The organism is Reyranella sp. GW821-FHT14A01, assembly GCF_058803965.1.
The window spans coordinates 412,969-437,560 of the sequence record NZ_JBXAPM010000001.1 but is presented as its reverse complement, the minus strand read 5'-3'; the positions used below and the strand labels follow the sequence as shown (position 1 = coordinate 437,560).

Here is a 24,592-nt window from a genome sequence, read left to right as displayed (position 1 = left end):
CTCACGCGTCGAGGAAAAGCGTCGCGTGTTCCAGGAACAGGTCTGGATACTGGTAGAAGGAGCCATGATTGGCGTCCGGGTACAGGATGAGCTGCGCATCCGGCAGCTTCTGCTGCAGGACATAGGAGTTGATCGTCGGAATGATGACGTCGTTGCTGCCCTGCACGATCAGCGTCGAAGCGCGGATATCGTGGAGGCGGCCCTGGGCACCTGAGCCACCGACGATGTAGTCACCGATCGCTTCGCGCTGTCGGATGGAAGCCGCTTCGCTCACCTCGGGATCACGATCTTTTCGCCGAAGCTTGCGCTCGAGAAAGGCGAGCCCCGCCGCGCGGCCCGCGGCTGACGGGCTGAAGTGCACGGCGAGCCACAGATGCTCCAGCGGGTCGTAGGTCCCGGCGAAGATCTCGGCCGAGCGGCTGGCCGCCATATCCGCACCGCGCGGTCCTGTACCGACGAGGATCATCTTGCGGACCAGTTCGGGCGCCTGCAGCGCGATCTCTTGCGAGACCATGCCGCCGATCGAAAAGCCCAGGACATCGACTTGGGACAGGCCCAGCGCGCGGATAAACGCGATCGCATTCATGCCCATGCGAGGAAAGCTGGCCGGCACCTCGCCGGAGCTCGATGCGACGCCGGCATTGTCGAACAGGATCACTTCCCGGGTCCGGGCCAGGCCGTCGGTCACGGCCGGATCCCAGTAATCCATGGTGCCCCGGAAATGCTGGTTGAGGACGATCGGCATGCCCTGCGGCTTGCCGAAGCGGCGATAACCGAAGCGGATGCCGTTGGCGTCTACGAACTGGGTGGGTGCGGTGTCGTGGGTAAAGGGACTCATCACGCCATGCCTCACTGCATTCGCCATGCTCCGAAGGCATATTTGCGACCGGAGTGGCGCGCAGAAGCGGGTGTAACGGGCGGAAGCTTGTTGCAAAAAGACTTTATAGGTCGCTAAGTCATGCCCAGCAGGCATGGTCGTCGAAGATGGAACTCCGGCATCTCCGCTACTTCGTCGCCGTCGCCGAGGCGGGCAGCGTGACGCTGGCCGCACACAAGCGCCTGCACACCGCCCAGCCCTCGCTGAGCCGGCAGATCCGCGCGCTCGAAGAGGAAGTCGGCGTGCTCCTGATGATCCGGGGTGTCCGGGGCGTAGTCCTGACCGCCGCGGGGCAGGCATTTCTCGAACATGCGAAACTCATCCTTGCGCAGACGCGGGCAGCTGCCGAGGCCGCGCGCAAGGCAGCTTCTCCTCCCAAGCCCAGCCTCGCCATCGGCGTCCTGGTGGGGCACGAAACCGATTGGCTTCCCCGCTCCACCGCGCTGCTGCGCGACGAGTTGTTCGGTGCCGAGATCAAGGTCTCGAGCGGATTCTCGACGACGCTGGCGCACGATCTCGTAGATGGAACTCTGGATGTCGCTTTCCTGCGCCACGAGGCCGACACCGACCTCGTCTTCAGGCTGGTGGAAACCGAGCCGCTGGTCGCCATCCTCCCGAGCGATCACGCGCTGGCGGCGAAGAAGACGGTGCATCCGCGCGACTTCGAGGGCGAAACCTTTATCGGGATATCCGAGGTCCCGCGCGTACTGCGAGCGGCGGTCAACGACTACCTGCGGCGAAGCGGCGTCACGACCGTTCCCCACCTGGAGATCGACAACTTCGCCATGGCGATTTCGCTGGTTGCCTCGACGCGCGGCGTGGGACTTCTCCCTGCCTCCATCGAAGACGTACTGCCACCAGGCGTGGTCAGCCGCCCGTTGGACGGCGAGCAACCGACGATCGACCTGATGATCGGCTACCGGCGGGACAACGACTCGCCCCTCCTGCGCGCATTCCTGGGCAAACTCGACGAACTGCTCGCCCGGATGGGACCTGGGCCAGCCCTGCGGCGGCGATGAAGCAGCCTCAATAAGTGGCGCGGCCGCCGGAGATGTCGAACGTGGCGCCGGTCGAGAAGGAGCAGGCCGGCGACGACAGCCAGTAGGCCAGCTCGGCAACTTCCTCGGGCCGGACCATGCGCGCCATCGGCACGTTGGCCAGCAGCTTCGCGCGCCGCTCGTCGGTGAGTTCTCCGAAGATCGCGGTCTCGGAGGCCGAGGGCGAGATGGCATTGACCAGCACGCCCGAGGTCGCGAGTTCCTTGCCCATCGACTTGGTGAGCGCGATGACGGCGGCCTTGGACGCGACATAGGCCGCGACGTTCGGATTGCCGTCCTTGCCCGCGATCGAGGCGATGTTGACGATGCGGCCATAGCCGCTCGCCACCATGTCGGGCACCGCCGCCTGGCAGCAACGGAACGTGCCGTTGAGGTTGATGTCGAGCACCCGGTGCCACTGGTCCTCGGGATACGAGGCGATACCGGCCGAGGGGCCGAGGATGCCGGCGCTGTTCACCAGGATCGACGGCGTGCCCAACGCGGACTTGGTCGCCGACCAGGCCGCTCTCACCGCCGCCGTGTCCGTGATGTCGACGGCGAACGGCGTGGCGAGTTCGCCGATCTCCTCGGCGGCACGCTTCGCCCCGGCAAGATCGAGGTCCCACAGCGCGACCTTGATACCTTCCTTCACGAAGCGCTGCGCGATGGCGCGACCGAGGCCGCTGGCCGCGCCGGTGACGACGGCGGCCTGCGTGACGGGGCTCATGGCTTGACGTTGGCCTGCTGCGCGATCTTGCGCAGGGTGGCGATGTCCTTGGCCGTCTGCGCCTTGAGATCGTCGGGGCTGATGGTCGAGGCGGTCATGCCGAACTCGGCCCAGCGCTCCTTGATGTCAGGCATCGCCAGGATCTTCATCAGCTCGGCGTGCAGGCGCTCGACGATCGGCTTGGGCGTGTTGACCGGCGCCATCAGGTCGTAGCGCCACACGAAGTCGAAATCGACGCCCTGCTCGACGAAGCCCGGCACGTCGGGGAAGTTGATCGAGCGGCGCGTACACGACACCACCACCTTGACCTTGCCCGACTTCACCATCGGCACGGCCGACTGCACGTCGGAGAAGCCGAGCTTGATGTGGCCCGCCGCGACGTCGTTCAGCACCGGCGCCGCGCCCTTGTAGGGCACGTGGGTCATGTTGATGCCGGTGCCGGCGCGGATGATCTCGGCGCAGAGATGGCCGGTGGAGCCGTTGCCCCAGGTGCCGTAGTTCACTTCGCCGGGCTTGGCCTTGGCGAGCGCGATCACGTCGCGCAGGTCCTTCACCGGATAGTCGGGATGGGCCACCATCACGACCGTCGCCGAACCGATGTCGGCCAGATGCTCGAAGTCCTTCACGGGATCATACGGCAGGTCCGGCATCACGGCCGGGTTGACGACGACGGTGCTGGCCGATCCGAGGACCAGCGTGTAGCCATCCGCCGGCGCTGTCTTGGCCGCTTCCATCGCAATGAAACCCGAAGCACCCGGCTTGTTGTCGACGACGACGACCACACCGAGTGCGGTGCCGAGCTTCTCCGCCAGCGAGCGCGCCACCAGGTCGGTGCCGCCGCCCGCGGCGAACGGCACGATCATGCGGATCGGCTTGCTCGGCCACTTGTCGGTCGTCTGTGCAAACGCCGGCGCCGTCACGCCCAAAGCCAAAGCCAGGGCGAATGCCCTCCGGAACAATCTCATTCTTTCCTCCACGTGGTTCTTGATTACGTCCTGGCCGGCGGCGCGCACGATTCGCGCAGCACGAGATCGACGGGCAACAGCGCCCGCGATTGACCCTCACCTGAATTCCCTCTCAGCCGCTGCAGCAGCAGCTCGGCCGCCGCCCGGCCGACATCTTCCAGGCTCCAGCGCAGCGCCGTGATCGCCGGCGAATACACGGCGGCGAGATCTGTGTCGCCGACGGCAATCACCGACAGATCGCCCGGGATGGAAAGCCCGAGATCGCGTGCGGCGCGCAGCGCGCCGGCCAGGATGCGGGTTCCGAGCGCGATGATCGCCGTCGGCCGTTGCTCGCGGCGCAACAGCGCGAGCGCATCGCCCTGCGCAAAATCCATCGACGATTCCTGCAAACACACGAGCGCACCCGCCGGATCGATATCGGCCTCGGCGAAGGCCGCCTTGAAACCGGCGATTCGCTCGCGCCCCGGCCGCATGCGCGCACCCGGCGTCAGCAGCGCGATGCGGCGATGGCCGAGCCCGATCAGGTAGCGCGTGGCCGTCCGCGCGCCTTCGCGATGATCGACCAGCACGGCGGGCCACGGCATCTCATCTTCTTCCGGCACGTCACGGTCGAGGATGACGACCGGCGCGCCGTCGGCGGCGAGTTCGCGCCACGTGCGGTCGTTCTCGTCGCTGCCGGGGGCCACGAGCATCCCGTCGAGACGCCGGCTGCGGAATGCCGCGACCATCGCCCGTTCGCGCGCCGGATCGTTCGCCGTGTTGGCGACCACCATCAGCAGGGCGGCTTCGCGCAGCCTTGCCTCGGCCGCCTGCACGATGCTGGCGTAGAGCGGATTGGCGACATCGGAGACCAGGCAGCCGACCATCCCGGTCGTGCGCGTCCGCAGGCTGCGCGCCAGCAGGTCCGGCTGATAGCCGAGCTTCTCCGCCGCCGCGGCGACGTCGCGCGCCACCCGGGCGCTGACGTTCTTGCCGCCGTTCAGCGCCCGCGACACCGACCCGACCGAGACGCCGGCCGTGCGGGCCACGTCTCGAATGGTCGCTTTGGAACCGATTTCTGCCATACGAAGCCGCATATTTGACATCAATGGCAGTGCTTGCAAGATTAATTTGGAAACGTTTCCAATTTTAGGAGTTCGTGACGCCATGCCAGCCGTCCAGGAACGCGTGAAAGCCGTCGAGGCCGACACCGAGTGCGATGTCGTCGTGGTGGGTGCCGGCTTCGGCGGCCTCTATGCCCTGCACAAGCTGCGCGAGAGCGGCTTCTCGGTGCGGGGGCTGGAAGCGGCGCCGGATGTCGGCGGCACCTGGTACTGGAACCGGTACCCCGGCGCGCGCTGCGACGTGCCGAGCCTGTTCTACTCCTACAGCTGGTCGCCGGAGCTGCGCCGCGAATGGCGCTGGACCAACCGCTACGCCGGCCAGGAAGAAATCCTGAGCTACGCCCGGTTCGCCGCCGACCGCCTCGACCTGCGCAAGCTGATCCAGTTCGACACAAGAGTCGCGGGCGCCACCTTCGACGAAAAGAGCGAGCGCTGGATCGTCGAGACCGATCGCGGCACCCGCCTCTCCGCCCGCTTCGTCATCATGGCGACCGGCGGCCTGTCGGTGCCGAATACGCCCGACATTCCCGGCGTCGCCGACTTCAAGGGTGCGATCTACCACACCGCGCGCTGGCCGCAGGAACCGGTCGACTTCGCGGGCAAGCGCATCGGCATCATCGGAACCGGCTCCTCCGGCGTCCAGGCGATCCCGATGATCGCCCAGACGGCCAAGCAGCTCGTCGTGTTCCAGCGTACGCCCAATTTCTCGGTGCCGGCGCGCAATCGCCCGCTGACCGACGAGGACCACACGAGCTTCGACGACGGCCTCGACGCCTATCTCGCCAGCCTCGAGCAATCCGATTTCGGCCGCGTGCCGCCCACCGCGTTCACCGCCGAGGTCCCGCCGCGCGACGTGCAGTGGAAGCACTATGAGAAGCTCTGGAACGAGGGCGGCAGCGGCGGCTTCCTGAAGGCCTTCCCCAACATCCTGGTTCATCCCGAGGTCAACGATGTCTGCGCCGACTTCGTGCGCCAGAAGATCCGCGAGACGGTGAAGGATCCCAAGACGGCCGCGGCACTGTCGCCCCAAGGCTATCCGTTCGGCGTGAAGCGCCTGTGCGTCGATACCGACTACTTCGACACCTACAACCGTTCGAACGTCGAGCTCGTGAACCTGCGCGAGGAGCCGATCGAAAAGATCACGGAAGATGCCGTCGACACGAAGTCGCGGCACTTCGAACTCGATGCGCTGGTCTTCGCGACCGGCTTCGATGCGGTGACCGGCGCCCTGCTCGCGGTCGATATCCAGGGTCGCAACGGCGCCACGCTCAAGGACGCCTGGTCGGAAGGACCGCAGACCTATCTTGGCCTGACCGTCGCGGGTTTCCCAAACCTTTTCACCATCACAGGCCCGGGCAGCCCGTCGGTCATCGGCAACGTGATCACCAATTGCGAGTATCATGTCGACCTGATCGACGAGTGCCTGACGCATATGCGCCGGCACAACCTCTCGACGATCGAACCCGACGGCGAGGCACAGGTCGCCTGGGGCAGGCATGTCGCCGAGGTCGCCGAGCGCACGCTCTTTCCCAAGGCCAACTCCTGGTACCTGGGCGTCAACATCCCCGGCAAGCCGCGCGTGTTCATGCCGTATATCGGCGAGGGCTATCGCACGACCTGCAAGGAGATCGTGGCCGACAATTATCGCGGCTTCACGTTCGGCCAAGCGGCTGGGCGTGAACAGGCAGCGGCCGAATGAGCCGGCTGTTCGGCCCGATCCGCCAGAACGGCTACGTCGTGCGCGACATCGAGGCGGCCATGGCGCACTGGATCGACGTGCTGCAGGTCGGCCCGTGGTTCTACATCGACCGCGTGCAGACCGACTGGTTCCGCCATCGCGGCCAGGACTCTTCCGTCGAGATGAGCATCGCGCTGGCCAATGCCGGCGACCTGCAGATCGAGCTGATCCAGCAGCGCAACGACGCGCCGTCGATGTACAAGGAGTTCATCGACAGCGGCCGCGAGGGATTGCAGCACGTGGCCTTCTGGTCGACCGACTACCAGTCGCTCTACGACCGCGCGCTCGCTCAGGGCTACAAGCTCGGCCACGAAGGCCAGATCGGCGGCGAGCAGGGCCGCTTCGCCTACTTCGACACCGGCGCCCCGGCCGATCCCCACGCCGGCACCGTCGTCGAGATCTCCGACATCAGCGGCAACAAGGGCCGTTTCTTCGAGCACATCCGCGAGCGTGCCCGGACCTGGGATGGGTCGGAGCCGATTCGTCGACCGCAGGCCCGAGCGTAGCTCGGGCCGGGAGGCAAAGGTCCCTCGCTTACGCTCGGGATGACACCGTTTGTTTGATCGGCGCACTGCGCAAACCCCAACAAAATTGTCATCCCGAGCGTAAGCGAGGGACCTTTGCGGCCGAGCGTAGCTCGGCCCGTTACCAACCAGAAACTTGATCCCCCTGCTTACAAGGCCATTTTTGCAGGCAAAGGAGATCAACCATGATCGAGCTCAGACCCTTCGATAAATTGGGCAAGTCGGACCACGGCTGGCTCAAGGCAAACTTCCATTTCAGCTTCGCCGACTACCGCAACCAGGACCGTGTCCATTGGGGTGCCCTGCGGGTCTGGAACAACGACCGCATCGCGCCGGATTCCGGCTTTCCGCCGCATCCCCACCGTGACATGGAAATCGTGACCTACGTCATCAAGGGCGCGATCACGCACAAGGACCATCTCGGCAACGAGGGCCGGACCGAGGCGGGTCAGATCCAGGTGATGAGCGCCGGCAACGGTATCCAGCACGCCGAGTACAACCGCGAGGACGAGGAGACCGAGCTGTTCCAGATCTGGATCCTGCCCAACAAGCAGGGTGTGCCGGCACGCTGGGAGACCGTGCAGTTCCCGGCCGACGGCCGCGAGGGCAGACTGGTGCCGCTGGCCTCCGGGCGCGGCGATGACGGGGCGATCCCGCTCTACGCCGACGGCTCGCTGCTGGCCGGCACGCTGAAGGCGGGCCAGACGATCCGCCAGACGCTGGGCGGCAAGCCCGCCTATCTCGTGCCGGCCAAGGGCAAGATCGAGGTGCGCGGCAGCGACGGCCAGCCGATCACCGCCAAGGCGCGCGATGGCGTGGCGGTGGTCGACCAGGACGAGATCGAGATCGTGGCTCTCGAGGATGCCGAGATTGTGCTGGTCGAAACGGACCGGCTGAACTGACCTCTCCTCAGATTGACGCTATGGACCGGGCGGGCTTTGATCCCGCCCGGTTTTCGTTTGGGAGAGACGCATGGCCTACAAGGGCTTCGATCTGACGGGCAAGGTGGCGCTGGTGACCGGCGGCAATGGCGGCATCGGCCTCGGCATGGCCGACGCGATGGCCCAGGCGGGTGCGGGCGTCTGCATCTGGGGTACGCGCAAGGAGAAGAACGACGCGGCCGTCGAGCAGCTCAAGAAGCATGGCGGCAAGGTCCACGCCCAGATCGTCGATGTCGGCGACGAGAAGCAGGTCGCGGACGCCTTTGCCGAGACGGTGAAGGTGATGGGCCATGTCGACAATTGCGTCGCCAATGCCGGCGTCTCGGGACGCGGCAAGGGCTCGATCCTCGAGATGGACTATGCGGAATGGCGCCGCGTGCTGCAGATCAACCTCGACGGCGTTTTCTTCACGTTCCGTGCAGCCGCCAAGCACATGGTCGAGCGCGGCCAGGGCGGCTCGCTGGTGGCGATGGCCAGCACCGCAGCCATCGAGGGCGCGGCCCGCTCCAGCCACTACGGCGCCAGCAAGGGCGGCGTCACGGCGATGGTGCGGGCGCTGGCGGTCGAACTGGCGCGCTACAAGATCACCGTGAACTCGATCCTGCCGGGCTGGATCGAGACCGAGATGACGGCCAATGCCGTCGCCAATCCGAAGTTCGCGGGCAACGTCCTGCCGCGCATTCCGACCCGCCGCTGGGGCACCGGCGCCGATTTCGGCCCGATCGCCGTCTACCTGGCGAGCAGCGCCTCCGGCTATACGACGGGACGCGACTTCGTCATCGATGGCGGCTATACGTTGTTCTAGCCCGTTATTTTTTAACTCGTCGCCACTTCAGCATCAGACTCTCTGGGGGAACACTCATGATGAATCGGTTCGCAGCCAGCCTGGCCGTCCTTGTCGCTTTCGCTGCCCTGCCGGCGCTCGCGCAGCAGCAGCAGCCCAAGCCGGCGGCCGCCGCGGCGACCCCGAAGACCGATGAGGACCGCTATGTCGGCTACTACTATCCGAAGCCGACCGCGACCGAGACCTACACCTCGCCGATGCAGACGATCGCCGGCGCCGAGCGCGCCCAGCGCGTGCAGTTCGCCACGGTCGTGTCGCAGGGTACGATCCAGTCGGCCTACCGTGTTCCCTACTCGGTCTTCGTGAAGGGCGAGAAGGCCGACAAGATGATCATCGTCGGCCTGCAGCCGGGCGAGATGAGCACGATCTACCGCGCCCGCGCGATCCTCGCGAACATGACGACCATGTCGCGCCTCTCGCCGTTCTTCCAGGAGCGCACGATCGCCGAGGACGCGAACTTCTTCGACCTGCTGAAGCTGCTCGGCTTCCAGCAGATCACGATCAGCGACGGCGACAAGTTCACGCATCAGGTGATCATCAAGTAAGAGGCTGAGCGAAGCTCAGCCCGCAAGCGGCAGGACATTGCCTTTGGCAATGTCCGGGAGCGCCGAAGGAAGAGCGATCACAGATCCTCGATCAACTAGAGCACGCCGCAGGCAACAGCCTCCGGCGTGCTTTTTCGTTGGACGCCGCGCGCTCGCTTCCAAACTTTCTTGTCGCAGCGCCAGAAGCAGCGCAGGCTTGCCACAAGCAAGGAGGAACACATGGCCCGCACGCTGGAATTCTACTTCGACTATGGCAGCCCCTACAGCTATCTCGCCGACACGCAGGTCGAGGCGATCGCACAGCGCGCCGGCGCTACCTTGGTGCGCAAGCCGATGCTGCTGGGCGGCGTGTTCAAGGCGACGGGCAACCATTCGCCGGCCGAGCTGCCGCAGAAATCCGCCTGGAGCGGCGTCGACATGCCGATGTGGGCCAAGCACTACGGCGTGCCGTTCCAGCGCAATCCATTCTTTCCGATCAACACGCTGGCGCTGATGCGCGGCGCCGCGGCGGCGCAGATCGACGGCACGTTCGAACGCTACCATCCGGCGATCTACAAGGCGATGTGGGTCGACGGCCGCAACCTGAACGACATGAAGGAGATTGCCGCCGTGCTGAGCGCGGCCGGACTCGATCCGGCGAAGGTCGGCGCGCGCATCCAGGACCAGGACGTGAAGGATCGCCTCAAGGCCACGACCGACGAAGCCGTTGCGCGCGGCGTCTTCGGCGCACCGACCTGCTTCGTGGACAAGATGATGTTCTTCGGCAACGATCGCCTCCCCTTCGTCGAAATGGCCCTCAAGGGAGAGCTCAAATGAAAAGAAAAATCGGCATCCTCGTCGTCGCCGGCACGCTGTTCGCCGCGGCGCCGTCCTTCGCGCAGACCGTCGGCACCTGCCCGCGCGGCGGCGGTGCCAACCAGCCGCCGCCGGTGCGCGTCCTGTTCGCTCTCAACAGCTCGGTGGTGCCACCGGCCGAGAAACCCGGAATCGCCCAGGCGGTGAAGACAGCAAAGGATCGTCAGGTGTCGGCCATCTGTCTGATCGGCCATACCGACAAATTGGGAGACAAGGCCTACAACCAGAAGCTCTCGCGGGCGCGCGCCCAGGCGGTTGCCGCCGAGATGATCCGCGACGGCTATCCCGCCAAGGACATCACCATCGTGGCTGACCCCGAGGCCTTCGGGAACATGAGCTTCGGCAGCGACAATGCTTCCGAGATCGACCGCAAGGTGACGATCTTCTACGCGCGTTAGTCTCATTTGAGAGCGCCACTGGAGTGGCGCGCTCCATTGCGGCGTTACGATCCTGAGTTCATCTCGATCGCGACCTTGCCGACGACCTTGCGGTCCATCAGGACGCGGAAGGCGTCGGCGGCCCGTTCCATCGGGAAGCGGTGCGAGACGTGCGGGCGCATCACGCCCAGCGCCGCGAGCCGCGGCAGCTCCTCGACATAGTCGCGGCCGAGTTCGGGCGAGAGGCGCAGGATGGTCTCGCCGGCGCGCACGCCCAGGACCGACAAGCCCTTGATCAGGATGTGGTTGGACATGAGCTTGCTCGGCCCGCCCGAGGTGAAGCCCACGATCAGCAGGCGCGCGCCGTAGGCGGCGGCCCGTACCGACTTCTCCAGCACCTCGCCGCCGACCGGGTCGTAGATCACGTCGCAGCCCTTGCCGTCCGTCATCTCCTTCACCGCAGCGACGAAGTCGCCTGTCCGGTAGTTCACGACCTCGTCGGCACCGCCCTGACGCACGATCGCGAGGCGGGCGTCGTCGCTGCCGGTGGCGATCACGCGTGCGCCGAGATGCTTGCCCAGTTGCACGGCCGCGAAACCGACACCCCCGGAGGCGCCATGAACCAGCAGCGTCTCGCCCTTCTTCAAGGCCGCGCGATGGACCAGCGAATGGAAGGCCGTCTGCGCGGCGACCCGGAAGCCCGCGCCCTCGGCGAAGGACCAGTCAGCCGGCAGCCGCATCAGATGCCCGCTCGCCTTCACCTTCACGTATTCGGCGAAGGCGCCGGGGCGCACGCCAAAGATCACGCGATCGCCAACCTTCCAGCCGGTGACGTCTACGCCGATCGCATGAATCGTCCCCGCCCCTTCCATGCCCGGTATGAAAGGCAGTTCGGGCTTGTGCTGGTAGCCACCGGCCACCATCAGCACGTCGGGGAAATTGACCGATCCCGCGCCGACCCTGACGACGATCTCGCCCGGCCCCGCATCGGGGATCGGGCGTTCTTCAATGTGGAGAACGGAGGGATCGCCGAGGCGATCGCAAACGAGCGCGCGCATGGTGTCAGCTCAAGGACCAGCGGTCTGACAAAGCGAGGTACAAGCCGGACCACAGGGCGGCGAGCACGAAAACGGGAATACCGAGGATTAAGAAACCCGGCAGCAAGAGACCAAGGAGACTAACGCCAAGGAAATCGATCCGAAAGCCGAACACCGCGACGCCTGCCGCGCAGATCGAGATGATCGAGATGATCGCGAACGAGAAAACCGCAGCCCATCCGCCAAGTCCCGCCGCGCGGCGCGCCAGGGAGCCGAACTCGCGCCGCAGGCCATAAGCCGCCATGGCGCCCAGCGCGAGGCATGGCACGTGAACGATCAACCAAAGCCCACCGAAGAAGGCGCAATAATTCTCGATTTTGTGCCGTCCGCACGTGGCGCCCAACAACGGAACGGCAACCCCTGCATAGAAGAGGGCAAGCCCGATACCAAAACCGATCCTGAGGGCAACACGGCGAAGTCGGTATCGCCGGGGTGGCGAGAGATCCGCCACGCCGCTCGCCTAGTCGAGCTCGAAGGCGTTCTTGTAGTCGAGCTTCAGCGCCGGATCCTGGTCTTCCTTGCGCAGCAGGCAGTTGCCGACGACCAGCACCTCGATCTCGCTGCCCATGAAGCAGCGCCACGCATCCTCGGGCGTGCAGACGATCGGCTCGCCGCGCACGTTGAACGAAGTGTTCACGATCACCGAGCTGCCGGTCTTCGCCTTGAAGGACGAGATCAGGTCGTAGAACGGCTTGTTGGTCTCTTCGTGGACGGTCTGGATGCGGCCCGAATAGTCGACATGCGTCACGGCCGGGATGTCGGAGCGCGGCACGTTCAGCTTGTCGATGCCGAACAGCTTGTCTTCCTCTTCGGTCATCTTGCGGCGGCGCCCCTCGACGACCGGCGCGACCATCAGCATGTAGGGGCTGTCGGTGTGGAAGTCGAAATACTTGTCGACGTCCTCGCGCAGCACCGCCGGCGCGAAGGGGCGGAACGACTCGCGGTACTTCACCTTGAGGTTCAGCGTCTTCTGCATCGAGGGCGAGCGCGCGTCGCCCAGGATCGAGCGGGCGCCGAGCGAGCGCGGGCCGAACTCCATGCGGCCCTGCATCCAGCCGACCGCCTTGTCGTCGGCCAGGGCCTGCGCGGTCTGGTCGATCATCTCGTCGCGAGAGAGGCGCGAGAACTTGGCGCCCACCGCGGTGAGGCGCTCGGCGATCTCGTCGTCGGTGTAGTCCGGGCCGAGATACGAGCCGGCCATGCCGTCCATGTGGCCGTTCAGCTTGCGCGGCTGGCCGAGGAAGCCGTGATAGGCAGCGTAGGCCGCGCCGACCGCGCCGCCGGCATCGCCGGCCGCCGGCTGCACCCAGATGCCGTCGAAGATGTTCTCGCGCAGCAGCTTGCCGTTGGCGACGCAGTTCAGCGCGACGCCGCCCGCGAGGCAGATGTTCTTGACGCCGGTTTCCTTCTTCACCGACCGGCCGAGGCGGATCACGATCTCCTCGGTGACGGCCTGGATCGACGCCGCGAGGTCCATGTGATGCTGGGTCAGCATCTCCTCAGGCGTGCGCCGCGCGCCGCCGAACAGCGCGCCGAACTTGTCGTTCGTCATGCGCAGGCCGGTGCAATAGTCGAAGTAGCTCTGGTCGAGGCGGAAAGTGCCGTCTTCCTTGAGGTCGACGATCTTGTCGAGGATCAGGCTCTTGAACTTGGGCTCGCCATAGGGCGCGAGGCCCATGACCTTGTATTCGCCCGAGTTGACCTTGAAGCCGGTGTAGTAGGTGAACGCCGAATAGAGCAGGCCGATCGAGTGCGGGAAGTGGATCTCGCGCAGCATCTCGAGCTTGTTGCCGCTGCCCATCGCCAGCGACGTCGTCGCCCATTCGCCGACGCCGTCCATGCAGAGCACGGCGGCCTCTTCATAGGGCGAGGGGAAGAAGGCCGAGGCGGCGTGGCTCTGGTGATGCTCGCCGAACAGCAGGCGCTTCTGCCAGTCGAAGTCGGGCTGCCACTTCTTCATCTCGTCGCGCAGCAGCGTCTTCTGGAACAGCTTTTCCTTCAGCCACAGCGGCATGGCCATGCGGAAGGAATTGAAGCCGCGCGGCGCATAGGCGAGGTAGGTCTCGAGCAGGCGCTCGAACTTCAGGAACGGCTTGTCGTAGAAGGCGACGTAGTCGACGTCCTGAAGCTTGATGCCGGCGCGGTCCAGGCAGAACTGGACCGCGTTCTGCGGGAATCCCGCATCGTGCTTCTTGCGGGTGAAGCGCTCTTCCTGCGCGGCGCTGACGAGATGACCGTCCTCGATGAGCGCGGCCGCGCTGTCGTGATAGAAGGCCGAGACGCCGAGCACCCGCATGGCAGTGTCCTTACCCGCCTAGAACAGCGTGTAGATGAAGGGCGCGATCGCCGAACCCTTGGTGAGAACGATCAGGCCGCCGAAGATCACCATCATGACCAGGATCGGCAGCAGCCAGAACTTCTTGCGCTCGCGCATGAAGGCCCAGAGTTCGACGAGGATGGAGCCCATGGATCGGTCCTTTCGGAATCAGAACTGGTTTTTCATCGATTGCGGCGGCGGACCCGGCGGCGAGCGGTCGATCCAGTAGCTCTTGGCATTCCGGTCGAGCTTCAGCCGCAGGAAGTCCTTGCCGAAGGCACGCATGATGAGGCCGATCGGCATGATGGTGACGAAGAACAGCATGCCGAGGACCAGCGGGTTCATCACCTTGTAGAGGAGCAGGCCGAACTTCAGCCACAACCGGTTCAGCGGCCCGAGCGCCTTGGGATAGACGAGCGCCACAACCAGGAATGCCGCCGCAACCGGCAGCATCCATTTCCACGCCGCACCGTGCTCCGTGCCGTGGTTCCACAGGTTGATCGCGCTCAGGATTCCGAAGAATCCGGCGAAAACGAACCCGAAGCCGCGATCGGTGCCCGCCTTGACGTGCTCCTCGCGGGAAAAGTCCTCATGAAGCTGGCTGGTCGCCATTTACCGAGCGTTCTTTAGTTGATTTGGGGCTCTTAACTCTCTGATCCCAAACGCCAAGTCAATCGGCGACCGCCAATTTGCTATTCCGCCGCAACCGAGGCGAAACGATGGGTCAGCAGCGCCAGTAGGGTCATGCGCCAGACGGCCGCCGCCCGCTCGAAGCTCAACCCGTCCCGGCGACGCAGCACGATCCAGGCGTCGAGCGAGAGGGCCGCACCGATGGCATCCGCCAGCTCTTCGCGGGCCGGCTCGCCCAGGCTGGCGAATTCCGGGGCAAAAGCCTCGAAAGTCGACTTCCGCAACTCCAGCTTGAAGGCTTGGCCGCGCTCGATCAGCGCTGGATGGTCGACGAACTGCCCGGCGGCGACCCGAAGCGGGACGATCTTGTCGAACACCTCGGCCAGTCCCTGGACCACCGAGGCGACCCGCTCTGCCAGCGGGCGGGAGTCGGAAGCCTGCTGCGGGACGACGATGTCCTGCCCGATGGCGTCCAAGACAGTTACGAAAAGTGACTCGACGTCGCCGAAATGCTGGAAAACCGAGCGGACCGAGACATCGGCCCGGCGAGCGACGGCCACGACGGTCGGCGCCGTGCTGGTCTCGGCGATCATGACCTTGGCGGCCTCGATGATCTTGCGACGGGTCTCGGCGGCGCGACGATTGCGCCCGTCGGGACGAGCCGTGTTCGTGTTGCTCGCGTCTGCTGCTGCCACTGCCGCCACTGCGTTGCCGCGCGGCATCACCGCTGCTTCGCTCATGTGCACATTCCTAATCCGGAGTTAAGGCTTGAATGGTCAACGTACGACCAGTCGCCTATGGAGGGCGTGAGATAAGGGCCGACTGCGGCAGCAACAAGGTAAACACGGTCGCACCACGATGAATACGAGCCATGCAAAAACCCCGCTCGCGGTACTCTGGGACTTCGGCGGCGTGATCCTCTCCAGCCCCTTCGAGGCCTTCAATCGCTACGAGGCCGAGGCCGGACTTCCCAAAGATTTCCTGCGCGGGCTGAATGCGCGCAATCCTGACACCAACGCCTGGGCGAAAATGGAACGAAGCGAAGTTTCGCGGGAAGACTTCGTCACCCTGTTCGAGGAGGAGGCCCGCCTCCAAGGGTACCGCGTCGAGGGCTGGAAGATTCTGCAGGCACTGAGCGGCGACATTCGGCCGCAGATGGTCGAGGCCCTGCGCCGCTGCAAGGCGTCCTTCCGCGTAGCCTGCATCACCAACAACATGAAGGCCGGCGAAGGGGCCGGCATGGCGCGCAGCGCCGACAAGGCAAAAGCCGTGGCCGAAATCCTGTCTCTTTTCGAGCATGTCGTCGAATCGAGCAGAATCGGGATGCGCAAGCCCGATCCCCGCATCTACCAGCATGCCTGCGAGCTGCTGGGCGTGCCGCCGGACCGCTGCATCTATCTCGACGATCTCGGCATCAACCTGAAGCCGGCGCGGGCACTCGGCATGCGCACCATCAAGGTCGTCGATCCCGACGTCGCGATCGACGAGCTGCAGGCCATGGTGGGTATCCCTCTGCGAGACTGATCCGGTGAAGCGGACGGCCTCTCCGATCACGGCGAAGTATCTCCAGAACGCCGCCGTGTTCTATCTCGAGCGATACGCCAGTTCGGCCGAGGGGTTGCGCCGCGTGCTGCGGCGGCGGGTCTCCAAGGCCCGGATGCTCGAGGCGCCGGTGATGGACAATGTCGACGAGGCGATCGAGGCGGTCGTGCAGAAATTCGTGGCGGCCGGCCTGCTCGACGACAAGGCCTTCGCACAGACCAAAGCGCGTTCACTGCACCGCCGCGGCATGTCCGGCCGGCTGACGCGGCAACGCCTGCAGGTGGCGGGCGTCGGTCGCGAGGATGTCGACAAGGCGATGGCCGGCCTCGACGAGGAACTCGGCACCGATCCCGCCAAGCGCGAGATTCAGGCTGCCGTGGCCTTCGCCCGTCGCCGCCGCCTCGGCCCCTATCGCATGAAGGATCGCGAGGAAAACAAGGCGCGCGACCTCGCCTCGATGGCGCGGGCCGGCTTCGCCTACGAGCTCGCCCGCAAGGTCATCGAGTCGAGCGATCCCGACACTCTGGACGAAGGCTGAACGGCTCGCCATGGTTCGGCCAACGAGGAAATCATGACCGTCACGATCTGGCACAATCCGCGCTGCAGCAAGTCACGGCAGACTCTCGACCTGCTGAAGAGCAACGGCGTCGAGCCGACGATCCGCGAGTATCTCAAGGAGCCGCCCAGCAAGGCCGAGGTCGAGAAGCTCATCGCCCAGGTCGGCGGCGATCCACGCGAGCTGATCCGCGACGGCGAGGCCGAGTTCAAGGCGCTGAAGCTCAAGAAGGCGGACCTCACCAAGGCCGACATCGCCCAGGCGATCGCCAAGCATCCGATCCTGCTGCAGCGTCCGATCGTCGTTAAGGGCACGCACGCCGCGATCGGCCGACCGCCGGAAGCGGTCCTGTCTCTCCTGAAATGACGCCATGACCGGACGGCTTCGCCTCTGGTCGGGCTACGTCCTCTTCTTCTATGTCGTCACCCATCTTCTCAATCACGCGCTCGGGCTGATCTCGCTGCGCGTCCTCGAAGAAGGACGGCACTGGTTCGCAACAATATGGAGCAACCCCGTCGGGCTGACGGTGCTCTACGGCGCGCTGTTCGCGCACTTCTTCCTGGCGCTGTGGTCGCTGTACCGCCGGCGCGCCCTGAAGCTGTCGCGCTGGGAATGGACGCAATGGATCCTCGGCGCGACGATCATTCCGCTGGGCGTGGTTCATGTCGCGGGCACGCGACTCGCGGAGACGCTCTACGACGTGCAGTCGGGCTATCCCTGGGTGCTGGGCTCGCTCGTCGCCGGCAGCTGGCCGGGCATCCTGCGGCAATTCTCGCTGCCGCTGGTCGTCTGGATGCATGGCTGCATCGGCCTGCACCTGGCGCTGCGCCTGAAGCCCTGGTATCGCGACTGGCTGCCGCTTCTCTACGGCCTGGCTCTGCTGATCCCGGCCGCCAGCCTGGCGGGCGCCGCCGTCGCGTTGCGCGACGTCGCCGAGCTGGCGCAACGTCCCGGCTTTCTCGAGCAGTTGTTCGAGCGGGCGCACATCCCGTCGCCCGCGCAGATCGCCAATCTCTATTCGATCTCGGCCGGCCTGGAATATGCGGCGCTCGCGCTGCTGGTCGCCGCGATCGCCGCGCGGCCCTTGCGCAACCTCTGGGAACGGCGTGTCGGCGTCGTGCGTCTCGACTACGGGGAGCGACGCAGCGTGTCGCTGCCCGCCGGCCACACGATCCTCGAAATGAGTCGCATCGCCGGCATTCCCCATGCCTCGGTCTGCGGCGGACGCGGACGCTGTTCGACCTGCCGCGTCCGCATCACCGGCGACGAGCGCCACCGGCTACCTCCGGCATCGTCCGAGGAAGCGAAGGTGCTGGCCCGCATCGGAGCGCCGGCAAACGTCCGGCTCGCCTGCCAGCTGCGCCCGCTGCCCGGCCATTACCGGGTGACGCCCCTGTTGCCGGCCACCGTCGGACCGGCCGAAGCCTATCGCCCGCAGCCGCAGGCCCATGGCAGCGAGCAGTATGTCGCCGTGCTGTTCGCCGATATCCGCGGCTTCACGACGATCTCCGAAGGCAAGCTTCCCTACGACGTCGTGTTCCTGCTCAATCGTTACTTCCGGGCCACGGGCCAGGCCGTCGAAGCCGCCGGCGGACGACTCGACAAGTTCATCGGCGACGGCGTGATGGCGATCTTCGGCCTCGACCAGGAGCCGCAGGTCGCGTGCCGGCAGGCGCTCGATGCGGCGCGGCGCATGGCGCTGGCGCTCGACGATCTCAACGAAGCCATGTCCGGCGATCTCGACCTGCCGCTGCGCATCGGCATCGGCATCCATGCCGGCCCCGCGATCGTGGGCGAGATGGGCTATGCGCGTGCCGCCCAGATCACCGCGATCGGCGATACGGTGAACACGGCGAGCCGGCTCGAATCGCTCACCAAGGAGTTCGGCGTCGAGCTGGTCGTGTCGCAGGAGCTGCTCGACCGCGCCGGCATCGATCTCGGCGAGGCGCCGCGCCATGAGGTCGAAATCCGCGGCCGCCAGGGAAGGCTCGCCGTGCGCGCCCTCGCAAACGCCGCCGATCTCACGGCAATGTCATAAGATTTTCGTTGTCCGGCGGTCGGGTGAGGCGAGAATCCCGCCACCTTCAGGAGGTGATCCCATGCGTTCCCTTTTCCTTGCCGCTGCGCTCGCCGTGACGTCTCTCGGCCTGTCCCTGCCCGCTCAGGCCGCCGGCGGCGGGTCCGTGGAATCGACACCGGCCAAGCCGGTCGACGCCAACTTCACGCGCGCCAAGGCGATGATCGAAGCGAAGGACTACAAGGGCGCCCTGCCGCTTCTGCAGCAGGTCGTGGCGAAGGACCCGAAGAACGCCGACGCCTACAACCTGATGGGCTTCGCCACGCGCAAGTCGGGCGATCCCACGGCCTCGCTGCAATACTACCAGCAGGCGCTTTCCATCGATCCCCGCCACATCGGCGCCTATGAATATCTCGGCGAGGCCTACCTGATGCTGGGCCGCCTGCCCGAGGCCGAACAGCAGCTCGCCCGCCTCGACTCCCTCTGCACCTTCGGTTGCGCCGAATACCGCCAGCTCAAGGCCGCCGTCGCCGACTACAAGGCCGGCAAGCGGCCGACGAACTGACACCTCATCACCTCCCCCGTCTTACGGGGGAGGCCGGGTGGGGGAAAGCAACGCGAAGATTTCGAGTCGGGAAGAGTTCAGACCTGTGTCCTTCCCCCTCCGGCCCTTCGGGCAACCTCCCCGTTTGACGGGGGAGGATATGAACCCGTGTTCTAGCGAAATTCGGGGTGGCGAAAGGCCCAACGGGCTTTTGCGCCCGCCGCTTCGCCCGCTATGCTGCGGCAAAATAAACGCCCGTTCACGCCGCCGCATCGGAGGGCTCCCGCGATGAGCACCGTCACCCCCGTTCCACTCGTATTCGGCGACTACGCCCTCGAGGATCGCTACCGGCTCGGCAAGGGCCGCGTCTACATGACCGGCATCCAGGCGCTGGTGCGCCTGCCGATGATGCAGCGCCAGCGCGATCTCGCGGCCGGCCTGAATACCGGCGGTTTCATCTCCGGCTACCGCGGCTCGCCGCTCGGCATGTACGACAACGCGCTGTGGGGCGCGAAGCGGTACCTGAAAGAGAACAACATCCACTTCCAGCCCGGCCTCAACGAGGATCTCGCGGCGACGTCGGTGTGGGGCAGCCAGCAGACCAACCTGTTCCCCGGCGCCAAGGTCGATGGCGTCTTCTCGATCTGGTACGGCAAGGGGCCCGGCGTCGACCGCTCGATGGACGTGCTGAAGCACGGCAACGCCGCCGGCACCTCGCCGCATGGCGGCGTGATCGCGCTGGCCGGCGACGATCATGGCTGCCAGTCCTCGACCCTGCCGCACCAGAGCGAGCAGGTCTTTGCCGCCGCCATGATCCCGGTCGTCAATCCGGCGACCGTCCAGGAGTATCTCGACTTCGGCATCCTGGGCTTCGCGCTGTCGCGCTATTCCGGTTGCTGGGTCGGCTTCAAGGCGATCTCCGAAACGGTCGAGAGCGGCGCCTCGGTCTGGGTCGACCCCGAGCGCATCCAGATCGTGATGCCGACCGACTTCCAGCTGCCGCCGGGTGGACTCGGTATCCGCAATCCCGACCCGCCGCTGGAGGCCGAGAAGCGCCTGCATGGGCCGAAGATGGCCGCCGTGCGCGCCTTCGTACGCGCCAACGGCTTCGACCGCACCGTCATCGAGCCGACGGAGACGGGCACCAAGGCCCGCATCGGCATCATGACGACCGGCAAGGCCTATCTCGACACGCGCCAGGCGCTGGAGGATCTCGGCATCGACGATGCGCGCGCCCGGGCGCTCGGCATCCGTCTCTACAAGGTGGGCGTCACCTGGCCGCTCGAAGCCGAAGGTGCGCGCCGCTTTGCCGAAGGGCTTCAGGAAGTGATCGTCGTCGAGGAGAAGCGCTCGAACCTCGAGGACCAGCTGCTGCGCATCCTCTATCACCTGCCGGCCGACCGCCGCCCGACAGTGATCGGCAAGGCCGACGAGACCGGCCGCATCATCCTGCCGAGCGAGGGCGAGCTTACGCCGACCGGCGTCGCCATGGTGATCGCCGGCCGCCTGATGAAGCATGAGGGCGAATCGCCCGAGCTGCGCCAGCGCCTCGCCCGCCTCGAGGCGAAGGAGAAGCTGCTGTCGGCACCCCCGCCCAAGGTCGCGCGCACGCCGTTCTTCTGCTCGGGCTGCCCGCACAACACCTCGACCAAGGTGCCCGAAGGCAGCCGCGCCATGGCCGGCATCGGCTGCCACGGCATGGCGATCTGGATGCCGGAGCGGCGCACTTCGCTGATCAGCCACATGGGCGGCGAGGGCGTGGGCTGGGTCGGCCAGGCGCCGTTCCATTCCGACAACCACATCTTCCAAAATCTTGGCGACGGCACCTATTACCATTCGGGCCTGATGGCGATCCGCCAGTCGGCCGCCGCCGGCGTCAACATCACCTACAAGATCCTGTTCAACGACGCGGTCGCGATGACCGGCGGCCAGCCGCATGACGGGCCGCTGACGGTTCCCGAGATCACGCGGCAGGTCGAGGCCGAGGGCGCGAAGAAGGTGATCGTCGTCACCGACGAGCCGGACAAGTACCCGATGAATGCCGGCTTCGCGCACGGCGTCACGATCCGCCATCGCGACGAACTCGACGCCGTGCAGCGCGAGCTGCGCGAGATCCCGGGCCTCACCGTGCTGGTCTACGACCAGACCTGCGCCGCCGAGAAGCGCCGCCGCCGCAAGCGCGGCACCTTCCCCGATCCGGACCGACGCGTCTTCATCAACGACGCGGTCTGCGAGGGCTGCGGCGACTGCTCGGAGAAGAGCAACTGCGTGTCCGTGAAGCCGCTCGAAACCGAACTCGGCCGCAAGCGCCAGATCGACCAGAGCAATTGCAACAAGGACTTCTCCTGCGTGAACGGCTTCTGCCCCAGCTTCGTGTCGGTGCGCGGCGGCATTCCCGCCAAGGCCCGCCGTCCGAAGCTCGCGGTCGTGGCCGAGGATCCCTTCGCCTCGCTGCCGATGCCGACCTTGCGGCCGCTGAGCGAAGCCTACGGCATCCTGGTGACCGGCATCGGCGGCACCGGCGTGATCACCGTCGGCGCGCTGATCGGCATGGCCGCGCATCTCGAAGGCAAGGGCTGCACCGTCCTCGACTTCACGGGCCTCGCGCAAAAGAACGGCGCGGTGATGAGCCATGTGCGGCTTGCGCCGAAGCCGGAGGATCTCCACGCCGTGCGCATCGCCGCCGGCGGCGCCAACCTGGTGCTGGGCTGCGACATGGTCGTCGCCGCCTCGCCGGCCGCCCTGTCGCGCATCGAGCAGGGCGTGACCAAGGCCGTGATCAACGGCTACGTCCAGCCGGTCGCCGCCTTCGTCATGAACGGCGACATGGATCTCGGCGCCGAGTCGATGATGAAGGCGATCCGCGACGCCGCCGGCGACGAGGCCACCTCGTTCATCGACGGCACCGGCCTCGCCACGGCGATCCTGGGCGATTCGATCGCGACCAACCTCTTCATGCTGGGCCATGCCTGGCAGCTGGGTCTGGTGCCGCTGTCGTTCGAGGCGCTGATGCGCGCCATCGAGCTGAACGGCGTTGCGGTCGAGAGCAGCAAGCGAACCTTCAACTGGGGCCGCCTCGCCGCGCACAACCTCGCCGCCGTGCAGGCCGCCGCCAAGCCCGCACTCCGCATCGAGAAGCCGGTGGCGCGCACGCTCGCGGAGATCGTTTCCAAGCGGGTCGAGCTGCTGACCGCCTATCAGGACAAGGCCTATGCCGAGCGCTATCGCGCGCTGGTCGACAGAGTCGCCACGGTCGAGAAGGACAAGGCGCCCGGCCGCCGCGGCCTTGCCGAAGCGGTCGCCAAGTCGCTCTACAAGCTGATGGCCTACAAGGACGAGTACGAAGTCGCCCGCCTCTACAGCGACGGCGAGTTCCACAAGAAGCTGCGCCAACAGTTCGACGGCGACTACAAGATCAGCTTCCATCTCGCGCCGCCGCTGTTCTCCGACCGCGATCCGGTGACGGGCGAGCTGAAGAAGAGCGAGTTCGGCGCGTGGATGATGCCGGCCTTCCGCATCCTCGCCTCGTTGAAGCGGCTGCGCGGCGGCACGTTCGACATCTTCGGCTACAGCGAGGAGCGGCGCATGGAGCGTCGCCTCATCGGCGAGTACGAAGCGACGATCGACACGCTGCTGGCGACACTCAGCCAGGACAACCACGCCGTCGCGGTGCAGATTGCCGGCGTGCCGGAAACGATGCGCGGCTTCGGCCACGTGAAGGAGAAGAACGTGAAGGTCGCGAAGGAGCGGGAAGCCTCGCTGCTCGCCGCCTACAAGAGCCCCGCGGCGCAGTCGATCGCCGCCGAGTAACGTTCCGATAGGAATGCCGGCCGCATTCGTAGGGCGCAGTCCGCCAGGTCGTGTTGCCACTTGCCTCGTCCAGAGGACGATAGCTGCGAGAGTAACGACCGCCGCCTGCCGCTCCGGCTGGTTCGCGGCGCGCTCGGGATCCTGGCCGAGGGCGGCCTCGACCGCGCCGGCATAGAGATCGCTGAGGCCGATGCGCACCGCTGTGTCGGTCCGGACGGGGTGTCATCCCCCGAGGCCATCGAGCGGGCATGATTCTGCGGCCGGCGCTGCCGAGAGCAGCTCCTCCATCTCGATGCTTGCCATGTTCGTCTCCGTTCAGCGGCCCGTCGGCTACGCCCACTGGCAGAGCCGGGTAGATAACCATTGCCGCGATCTGTTCTCCGAGTAGCCCGCTTAAGAGCGGTTCGTAAGTTCGATGGTACGGTTTGGCTGCGCCTTCTGACGCTTTTCTCCAAGAGGCCGTCACTGACGCAAAAGTTCATCGCGCAATGGACCGGGCTGCATGAAGGGCTCAAGTTCGCGGTAGGGAATGATGAAAGTGCCTACGGAACTGCGTCGCAACGCACAATCTATGTCCGCGTGCACCCAATAATCCGTAGCGTGAACGGCCAATCCGCCCGGCGTCAGAAAGAAAACGAACATTTGATCGATCGCAAGATAGGGCTTCCGGCATCTCTTGATGAAGGCATTCTTGCTGCTGGCCGCCGCCGCCAGAGGCGGCTTGGCCTTTTCGTGAATAAACTTCAGAAAAGCGTCGCGACTGGTTTCGTCGCAGATTTGCAAAAGATCGCCGAATTGAAAGAAGCCATCCCCCAGGATCAAGCCCCTATATTCCTTCTTTCCCGGACAAGCCCCAGTCGTCTGCACGCGATCACGTCGAAGATCGAGGATTAGTCCCTGCATATGCCTGGGATTGAAATTCGCTTCGGGCGCCAAGCTGTTCGAGAGTTCTATGAGACTTACATAATTAGCAGTCGCATAGGTCAAGGCGATATCGGTCTGCATCACGGACCGATCGATGGTGAAAGGGGGGTGAATCAAAAGGGTCAGATATGGCTTTTCCTTGAGGACTTCCTGGGAAAATTCGAAGTTCTTCTCTGCCGCCTCTTGGGCAGCCCCCACTGCCTGGCTCTGCAGAGCCTCGAGCATCCTGTTGGCGACGGCCATACTCTTCCGATCGGGCATCCAGGTGATCCGTGGCGTGGCAATTCCCGTTTGCTGATCGATCAGCAGCCGCCAGCTCACGCCGTTCGGCAAACGCTGTTCCCGCCCGAGCCGAACTCTCACATTTTCTGCATAGAAATCAGCCAACGACCTCCGGTGGCTGGCCTCGTTGAAGAGTGCCCCTTCGCTCAGCATTTCCATGTAACTGGAATAGCTCGAGCTACCGTCGGCGCGTGCCGGCATTTGCATCGATCCGACGAAAGCGCCGAGAACGGCTAACACAACCAAAAAGGGAAAGACCATTCGCATCGCGAGACCTCTCCCGCATTTACAGATCGAGCTATGGTCTCCACGATGCGCTTCGCGGGCATTTCCAGCCACC

25 protein-coding genes are annotated in these 24,592 nt (G+C 65.6%); 14 read left to right on the top strand and 11 right to left on the bottom strand.

What is annotated here, in order from left to right; all coding sequences use genetic code 11:
• Window position 1: 1 nt before the first annotated feature.
• Window positions 2-838, bottom strand: a complete 837-nt coding sequence (locus tag AC1ROX_RS02130; RefSeq protein WP_493122512.1) for an alpha/beta fold hydrolase — start codon at window positions 836-838, stop codon at window positions 2-4.
• Between the two features lie 146 nt (window positions 839-984).
• On the opposite strand from AC1ROX_RS02130, the gene AC1ROX_RS02125 reads away from it, so the two are divergent.
• Entirely contained in the window at window positions 985-1,896 is a 912-nt protein-coding gene (locus tag AC1ROX_RS02125) for a LysR family transcriptional regulator (RefSeq protein ID WP_493121908.1), read from the top strand.
• A 7-nt stretch (window positions 1,897-1,903) separates the two neighbouring features.
• Here the strand turns inward: AC1ROX_RS02125 and AC1ROX_RS02120 are convergent, their stop codons facing one another.
• The 3 genes from AC1ROX_RS02120 to AC1ROX_RS02110 are packed head-to-tail and all read right to left on the bottom strand — an operon-like array spanning window position 1,904 to window position 4,634.
• Window positions 1,904-2,641: an SDR family NAD(P)-dependent oxidoreductase gene (locus AC1ROX_RS02120; protein ID WP_493121906.1), complete on the bottom strand. Its 738-nt coding sequence runs from the start codon at window positions 2,639-2,641 to the stop codon at window positions 1,904-1,906.
• Complete coding sequence (locus tag AC1ROX_RS02115) at window positions 2,638-3,606, bottom strand: Bug family tripartite tricarboxylate transporter substrate binding protein (RefSeq protein WP_493121904.1); 969 nt, start codon at window positions 3,604-3,606, stop codon at window positions 2,638-2,640. Before AC1ROX_RS02115 ends, AC1ROX_RS02120 begins: the two co-directional genes overlap by 4 nt.
• 23 nt (window positions 3,607-3,629) lie before the next feature.
• A complete protein-coding gene (locus tag AC1ROX_RS02110) occupies window positions 3,630-4,634 on the bottom strand; it encodes a LacI family DNA-binding transcriptional regulator (protein WP_493121902.1) in 1,005 nt (334 codons plus the stop codon).
• Between the two features lie 118 nt (window positions 4,635-4,752).
• Here AC1ROX_RS02110 and AC1ROX_RS02105 point away from each other — a divergent pair, with 118 nt between their 5' ends.
• The 7 genes from AC1ROX_RS02105 to AC1ROX_RS02075 all read left to right on the top strand — a co-directional run bounded on the left by AC1ROX_RS02105 (window position 4,753) and on the right by AC1ROX_RS02075 (window position 10,554).
• Entirely contained in the window at window positions 4,753-6,408 is a 1,656-nt protein-coding gene (locus AC1ROX_RS02105) for a flavin-containing monooxygenase (protein WP_493121901.1), read from the top strand.
• The gene (locus tag AC1ROX_RS02100) at window positions 6,405-6,953 is read left to right on the top strand and encodes a VOC family protein (protein ID WP_493121899.1); all 549 of its coding nucleotides are present in this window, start codon (window positions 6,405-6,407) and stop codon (window positions 6,951-6,953) included. Before AC1ROX_RS02105 ends, AC1ROX_RS02100 begins: the two co-directional genes overlap by 4 nt.
• Before the next feature lie 203 nt (window positions 6,954-7,156).
• On the top strand, window positions 7,157-7,873 hold the full coding sequence (locus AC1ROX_RS02095; protein WP_493121897.1) for a pirin family protein: 717 nt from the start codon (window positions 7,157-7,159) through the stop codon (window positions 7,871-7,873).
• A gap of 70 nt (window positions 7,874-7,943) precedes the next feature.
• Window positions 7,944-8,717, top strand: coding sequence for an SDR family NAD(P)-dependent oxidoreductase (locus tag AC1ROX_RS02090; RefSeq protein ID WP_493108550.1), 774 nt, complete (start codon window positions 7,944-7,946; stop codon window positions 8,715-8,717).
• Between the two features lie 56 nt (window positions 8,718-8,773).
• Window positions 8,774-9,301, top strand: a complete 528-nt coding sequence (locus tag AC1ROX_RS02085; RefSeq protein WP_493121895.1) for a hypothetical protein — start codon at window positions 8,774-8,776, stop codon at window positions 9,299-9,301.
• A gap of 219 nt (window positions 9,302-9,520) precedes the next feature.
• Complete coding sequence (locus AC1ROX_RS02080) at window positions 9,521-10,117, top strand: 2-hydroxychromene-2-carboxylate isomerase (protein WP_493121893.1); 597 nt, start codon at window positions 9,521-9,523, stop codon at window positions 10,115-10,117.
• A complete protein-coding gene (locus AC1ROX_RS02075; RefSeq protein WP_493121891.1) occupies window positions 10,114-10,554 on the top strand; it encodes an OmpA family protein in 441 nt (146 codons plus the stop codon). The genes AC1ROX_RS02080 and AC1ROX_RS02075 overlap by 4 nt, the downstream gene beginning before the upstream one ends.
• Before the next feature lie 44 nt (window positions 10,555-10,598).
• Here the strand turns inward: AC1ROX_RS02075 and AC1ROX_RS02070 are convergent, their stop codons facing one another.
• From AC1ROX_RS02070 to AC1ROX_RS02045, 6 genes are all read right to left on the bottom strand, one after another.
• Window positions 10,599-11,591, bottom strand: a complete 993-nt coding sequence (locus AC1ROX_RS02070; protein WP_493121889.1) for an NADPH:quinone oxidoreductase family protein — start codon at window positions 11,589-11,591, stop codon at window positions 10,599-10,601.
• A 4-nt stretch (window positions 11,592-11,595) separates the two neighbouring features.
• Complete coding sequence (locus AC1ROX_RS02065; RefSeq protein WP_493121887.1) at window positions 11,596-12,081, bottom strand: hypothetical protein; 486 nt, start codon at window positions 12,079-12,081, stop codon at window positions 11,596-11,598.
• 9 nt (window positions 12,082-12,090) lie between these two features.
• Window positions 12,091-13,926, bottom strand: a complete 1,836-nt coding sequence (locus AC1ROX_RS02060) for a carbamoyltransferase family protein (RefSeq protein ID WP_493121886.1) — start codon at window positions 13,924-13,926, stop codon at window positions 12,091-12,093.
• Between the two features lie 18 nt (window positions 13,927-13,944).
• On the bottom strand, window positions 13,945-14,097 hold the full coding sequence (locus tag AC1ROX_RS02055) for a DUF5989 family protein (RefSeq protein WP_216957152.1): 153 nt from the start codon (window positions 14,095-14,097) through the stop codon (window positions 13,945-13,947).
• An 18-nt stretch (window positions 14,098-14,115) separates the two neighbouring features.
• Window positions 14,116-14,559 (bottom strand): SxtJ family membrane protein, encoded by a 444-nt coding sequence (locus tag AC1ROX_RS02050; protein ID WP_493121883.1) that lies wholly within the window; start codon window positions 14,557-14,559, stop codon window positions 14,116-14,118.
• 80 nt (window positions 14,560-14,639) lie between these two features.
• Window positions 14,640-15,317 carry a TetR/AcrR family transcriptional regulator gene (locus tag AC1ROX_RS02045; protein WP_493121881.1) on the bottom strand — a complete coding sequence of 226 codons (678 nt, stop codon included), beginning with the start codon at window positions 15,315-15,317 and terminating at the stop codon, window positions 14,640-14,642.
• Window positions 15,318-15,435: 118 nt separating this feature from the next.
• On the opposite strand from AC1ROX_RS02045, the gene AC1ROX_RS02040 reads away from it, so the two are divergent.
• From AC1ROX_RS02040 to AC1ROX_RS02015, 6 genes are all read left to right on the top strand, one after another.
• Window positions 15,436-16,101: an HAD-IA family hydrolase gene (locus AC1ROX_RS02040; RefSeq protein WP_493121880.1), complete on the top strand. Its 666-nt coding sequence runs from the start codon at window positions 15,436-15,438 to the stop codon at window positions 16,099-16,101.
• Between the two features lie 4 nt (window positions 16,102-16,105).
• Window positions 16,106-16,657 (top strand): regulatory protein RecX, encoded by a 552-nt coding sequence (locus AC1ROX_RS02035; RefSeq protein ID WP_493121878.1) that lies wholly within the window; start codon window positions 16,106-16,108, stop codon window positions 16,655-16,657.
• A 33-nt stretch (window positions 16,658-16,690) separates the two neighbouring features.
• Window positions 16,691-17,041 carry an arsenate reductase (glutaredoxin) gene (arsC, locus tag AC1ROX_RS02030; RefSeq protein WP_493121876.1) on the top strand — a complete coding sequence of 117 codons (351 nt, stop codon included), beginning with the start codon at window positions 16,691-16,693 and terminating at the stop codon, window positions 17,039-17,041.
• Between the two features lie 4 nt (window positions 17,042-17,045).
• A complete protein-coding gene (locus AC1ROX_RS02025) occupies window positions 17,046-18,713 on the top strand; it encodes an adenylate/guanylate cyclase domain-containing protein (RefSeq protein ID WP_493121874.1) in 1,668 nt (555 codons plus the stop codon).
• 61 nt (window positions 18,714-18,774) lie between these two features.
• The gene (locus AC1ROX_RS02020) at window positions 18,775-19,257 is read left to right on the top strand and encodes a tetratricopeptide repeat protein (RefSeq protein WP_493121872.1); all 483 of its coding nucleotides are present in this window, start codon (window positions 18,775-18,777) and stop codon (window positions 19,255-19,257) included.
• 267 nt (window positions 19,258-19,524) lie between these two features.
• Entirely contained in the window at window positions 19,525-23,046 is a 3,522-nt protein-coding gene (locus tag AC1ROX_RS02015) for an indolepyruvate ferredoxin oxidoreductase family protein (RefSeq protein WP_493121870.1), read from the top strand.
• 462 nt (window positions 23,047-23,508) lie between these two features.
• On the opposite strand, the gene AC1ROX_RS02010 is transcribed toward AC1ROX_RS02015, so the two are convergent.
• Window positions 23,509-24,519 (bottom strand): hypothetical protein, encoded by a 1,011-nt coding sequence (locus AC1ROX_RS02010; protein ID WP_493121868.1) that lies wholly within the window; start codon window positions 24,517-24,519, stop codon window positions 23,509-23,511.
• Between the last annotated feature and the right edge of the window lie 73 nt (window positions 24,520-24,592).

Excerpts from the sequence above, each read along its gene's own strand:
- AC1ROX_RS02130 (WP_493122512.1), bottom strand. The coding sequence starts at position 838 with ATGAGTCCCTTTACCCACGACACCGCACCCACCCAGTTCGTAGACGCC.
- AC1ROX_RS02125 (WP_493121908.1), top strand. The coding sequence starts at position 985 with ATGGAACTCCGGCATCTCCGCTACTTCGTCGCCGTCGCCGAGGCGGGC.
- AC1ROX_RS02120 (WP_493121906.1), bottom strand. The coding sequence starts at position 2,641 with ATGAGCCCCGTCACGCAGGCCGCCGTCGTCACCGGCGCGGCCAGCGGC.
- AC1ROX_RS02115 (WP_493121904.1), bottom strand. The coding sequence starts at position 3,606 with ATGAGATTGTTCCGGAGGGCATTCGCCCTGGCTTTGGCTTTGGGCGTG.
- AC1ROX_RS02105 (WP_493121901.1), top strand. The coding sequence starts at position 4,753 with ATGCCAGCCGTCCAGGAACGCGTGAAAGCCGTCGAGGCCGACACCGAG.
- AC1ROX_RS02100 (WP_493121899.1), top strand. The coding sequence starts at position 6,405 with ATGAGCCGGCTGTTCGGCCCGATCCGCCAGAACGGCTACGTCGTGCGC.
- AC1ROX_RS02095 (WP_493121897.1), top strand. The coding sequence starts at position 7,157 with ATGATCGAGCTCAGACCCTTCGATAAATTGGGCAAGTCGGACCACGGC.
- AC1ROX_RS02090 (WP_493108550.1), top strand. The coding sequence starts at position 7,944 with ATGGCCTACAAGGGCTTCGATCTGACGGGCAAGGTGGCGCTGGTGACC.
- AC1ROX_RS02085 (WP_493121895.1), top strand. The coding sequence starts at position 8,774 with ATGATGAATCGGTTCGCAGCCAGCCTGGCCGTCCTTGTCGCTTTCGCT.
- AC1ROX_RS02080 (WP_493121893.1), top strand. The coding sequence starts at position 9,521 with ATGGCCCGCACGCTGGAATTCTACTTCGACTATGGCAGCCCCTACAGC.
- AC1ROX_RS02075 (WP_493121891.1), top strand. The coding sequence starts at position 10,114 with ATGAAAAGAAAAATCGGCATCCTCGTCGTCGCCGGCACGCTGTTCGCC.
- AC1ROX_RS02070 (WP_493121889.1), bottom strand. The coding sequence starts at position 11,591 with ATGCGCGCGCTCGTTTGCGATCGCCTCGGCGATCCCTCCGTTCTCCAC.
- AC1ROX_RS02060 (WP_493121886.1), bottom strand. The coding sequence starts at position 13,926 with ATGCGGGTGCTCGGCGTCTCGGCCTTCTATCACGACAGCGCGGCCGCG.
- AC1ROX_RS02055 (WP_216957152.1), bottom strand. The coding sequence starts at position 14,097 with ATGGGCTCCATCCTCGTCGAACTCTGGGCCTTCATGCGCGAGCGCAAG.
- AC1ROX_RS02050 (WP_493121883.1), bottom strand. The coding sequence starts at position 14,559 with ATGGCGACCAGCCAGCTTCATGAGGACTTTTCCCGCGAGGAGCACGTC.
- AC1ROX_RS02045 (WP_493121881.1), bottom strand. The coding sequence starts at position 15,317 with ATGAGCGAAGCAGCGGTGATGCCGCGCGGCAACGCAGTGGCGGCAGTG.
- AC1ROX_RS02040 (WP_493121880.1), top strand. The coding sequence starts at position 15,436 with ATGAATACGAGCCATGCAAAAACCCCGCTCGCGGTACTCTGGGACTTC.
- arsC (WP_493121876.1), top strand. The coding sequence starts at position 16,691 with ATGACCGTCACGATCTGGCACAATCCGCGCTGCAGCAAGTCACGGCAG.
- AC1ROX_RS02025 (WP_493121874.1), top strand. The coding sequence starts at position 17,046 with ATGACCGGACGGCTTCGCCTCTGGTCGGGCTACGTCCTCTTCTTCTAT.
- AC1ROX_RS02020 (WP_493121872.1), top strand. The coding sequence starts at position 18,775 with ATGCGTTCCCTTTTCCTTGCCGCTGCGCTCGCCGTGACGTCTCTCGGC.
- AC1ROX_RS02015 (WP_493121870.1), top strand. The coding sequence starts at position 19,525 with ATGAGCACCGTCACCCCCGTTCCACTCGTATTCGGCGACTACGCCCTC.
- AC1ROX_RS02010 (WP_493121868.1), bottom strand. The coding sequence starts at position 24,519 with ATGCGAATGGTCTTTCCCTTTTTGGTTGTGTTAGCCGTTCTCGGCGCT.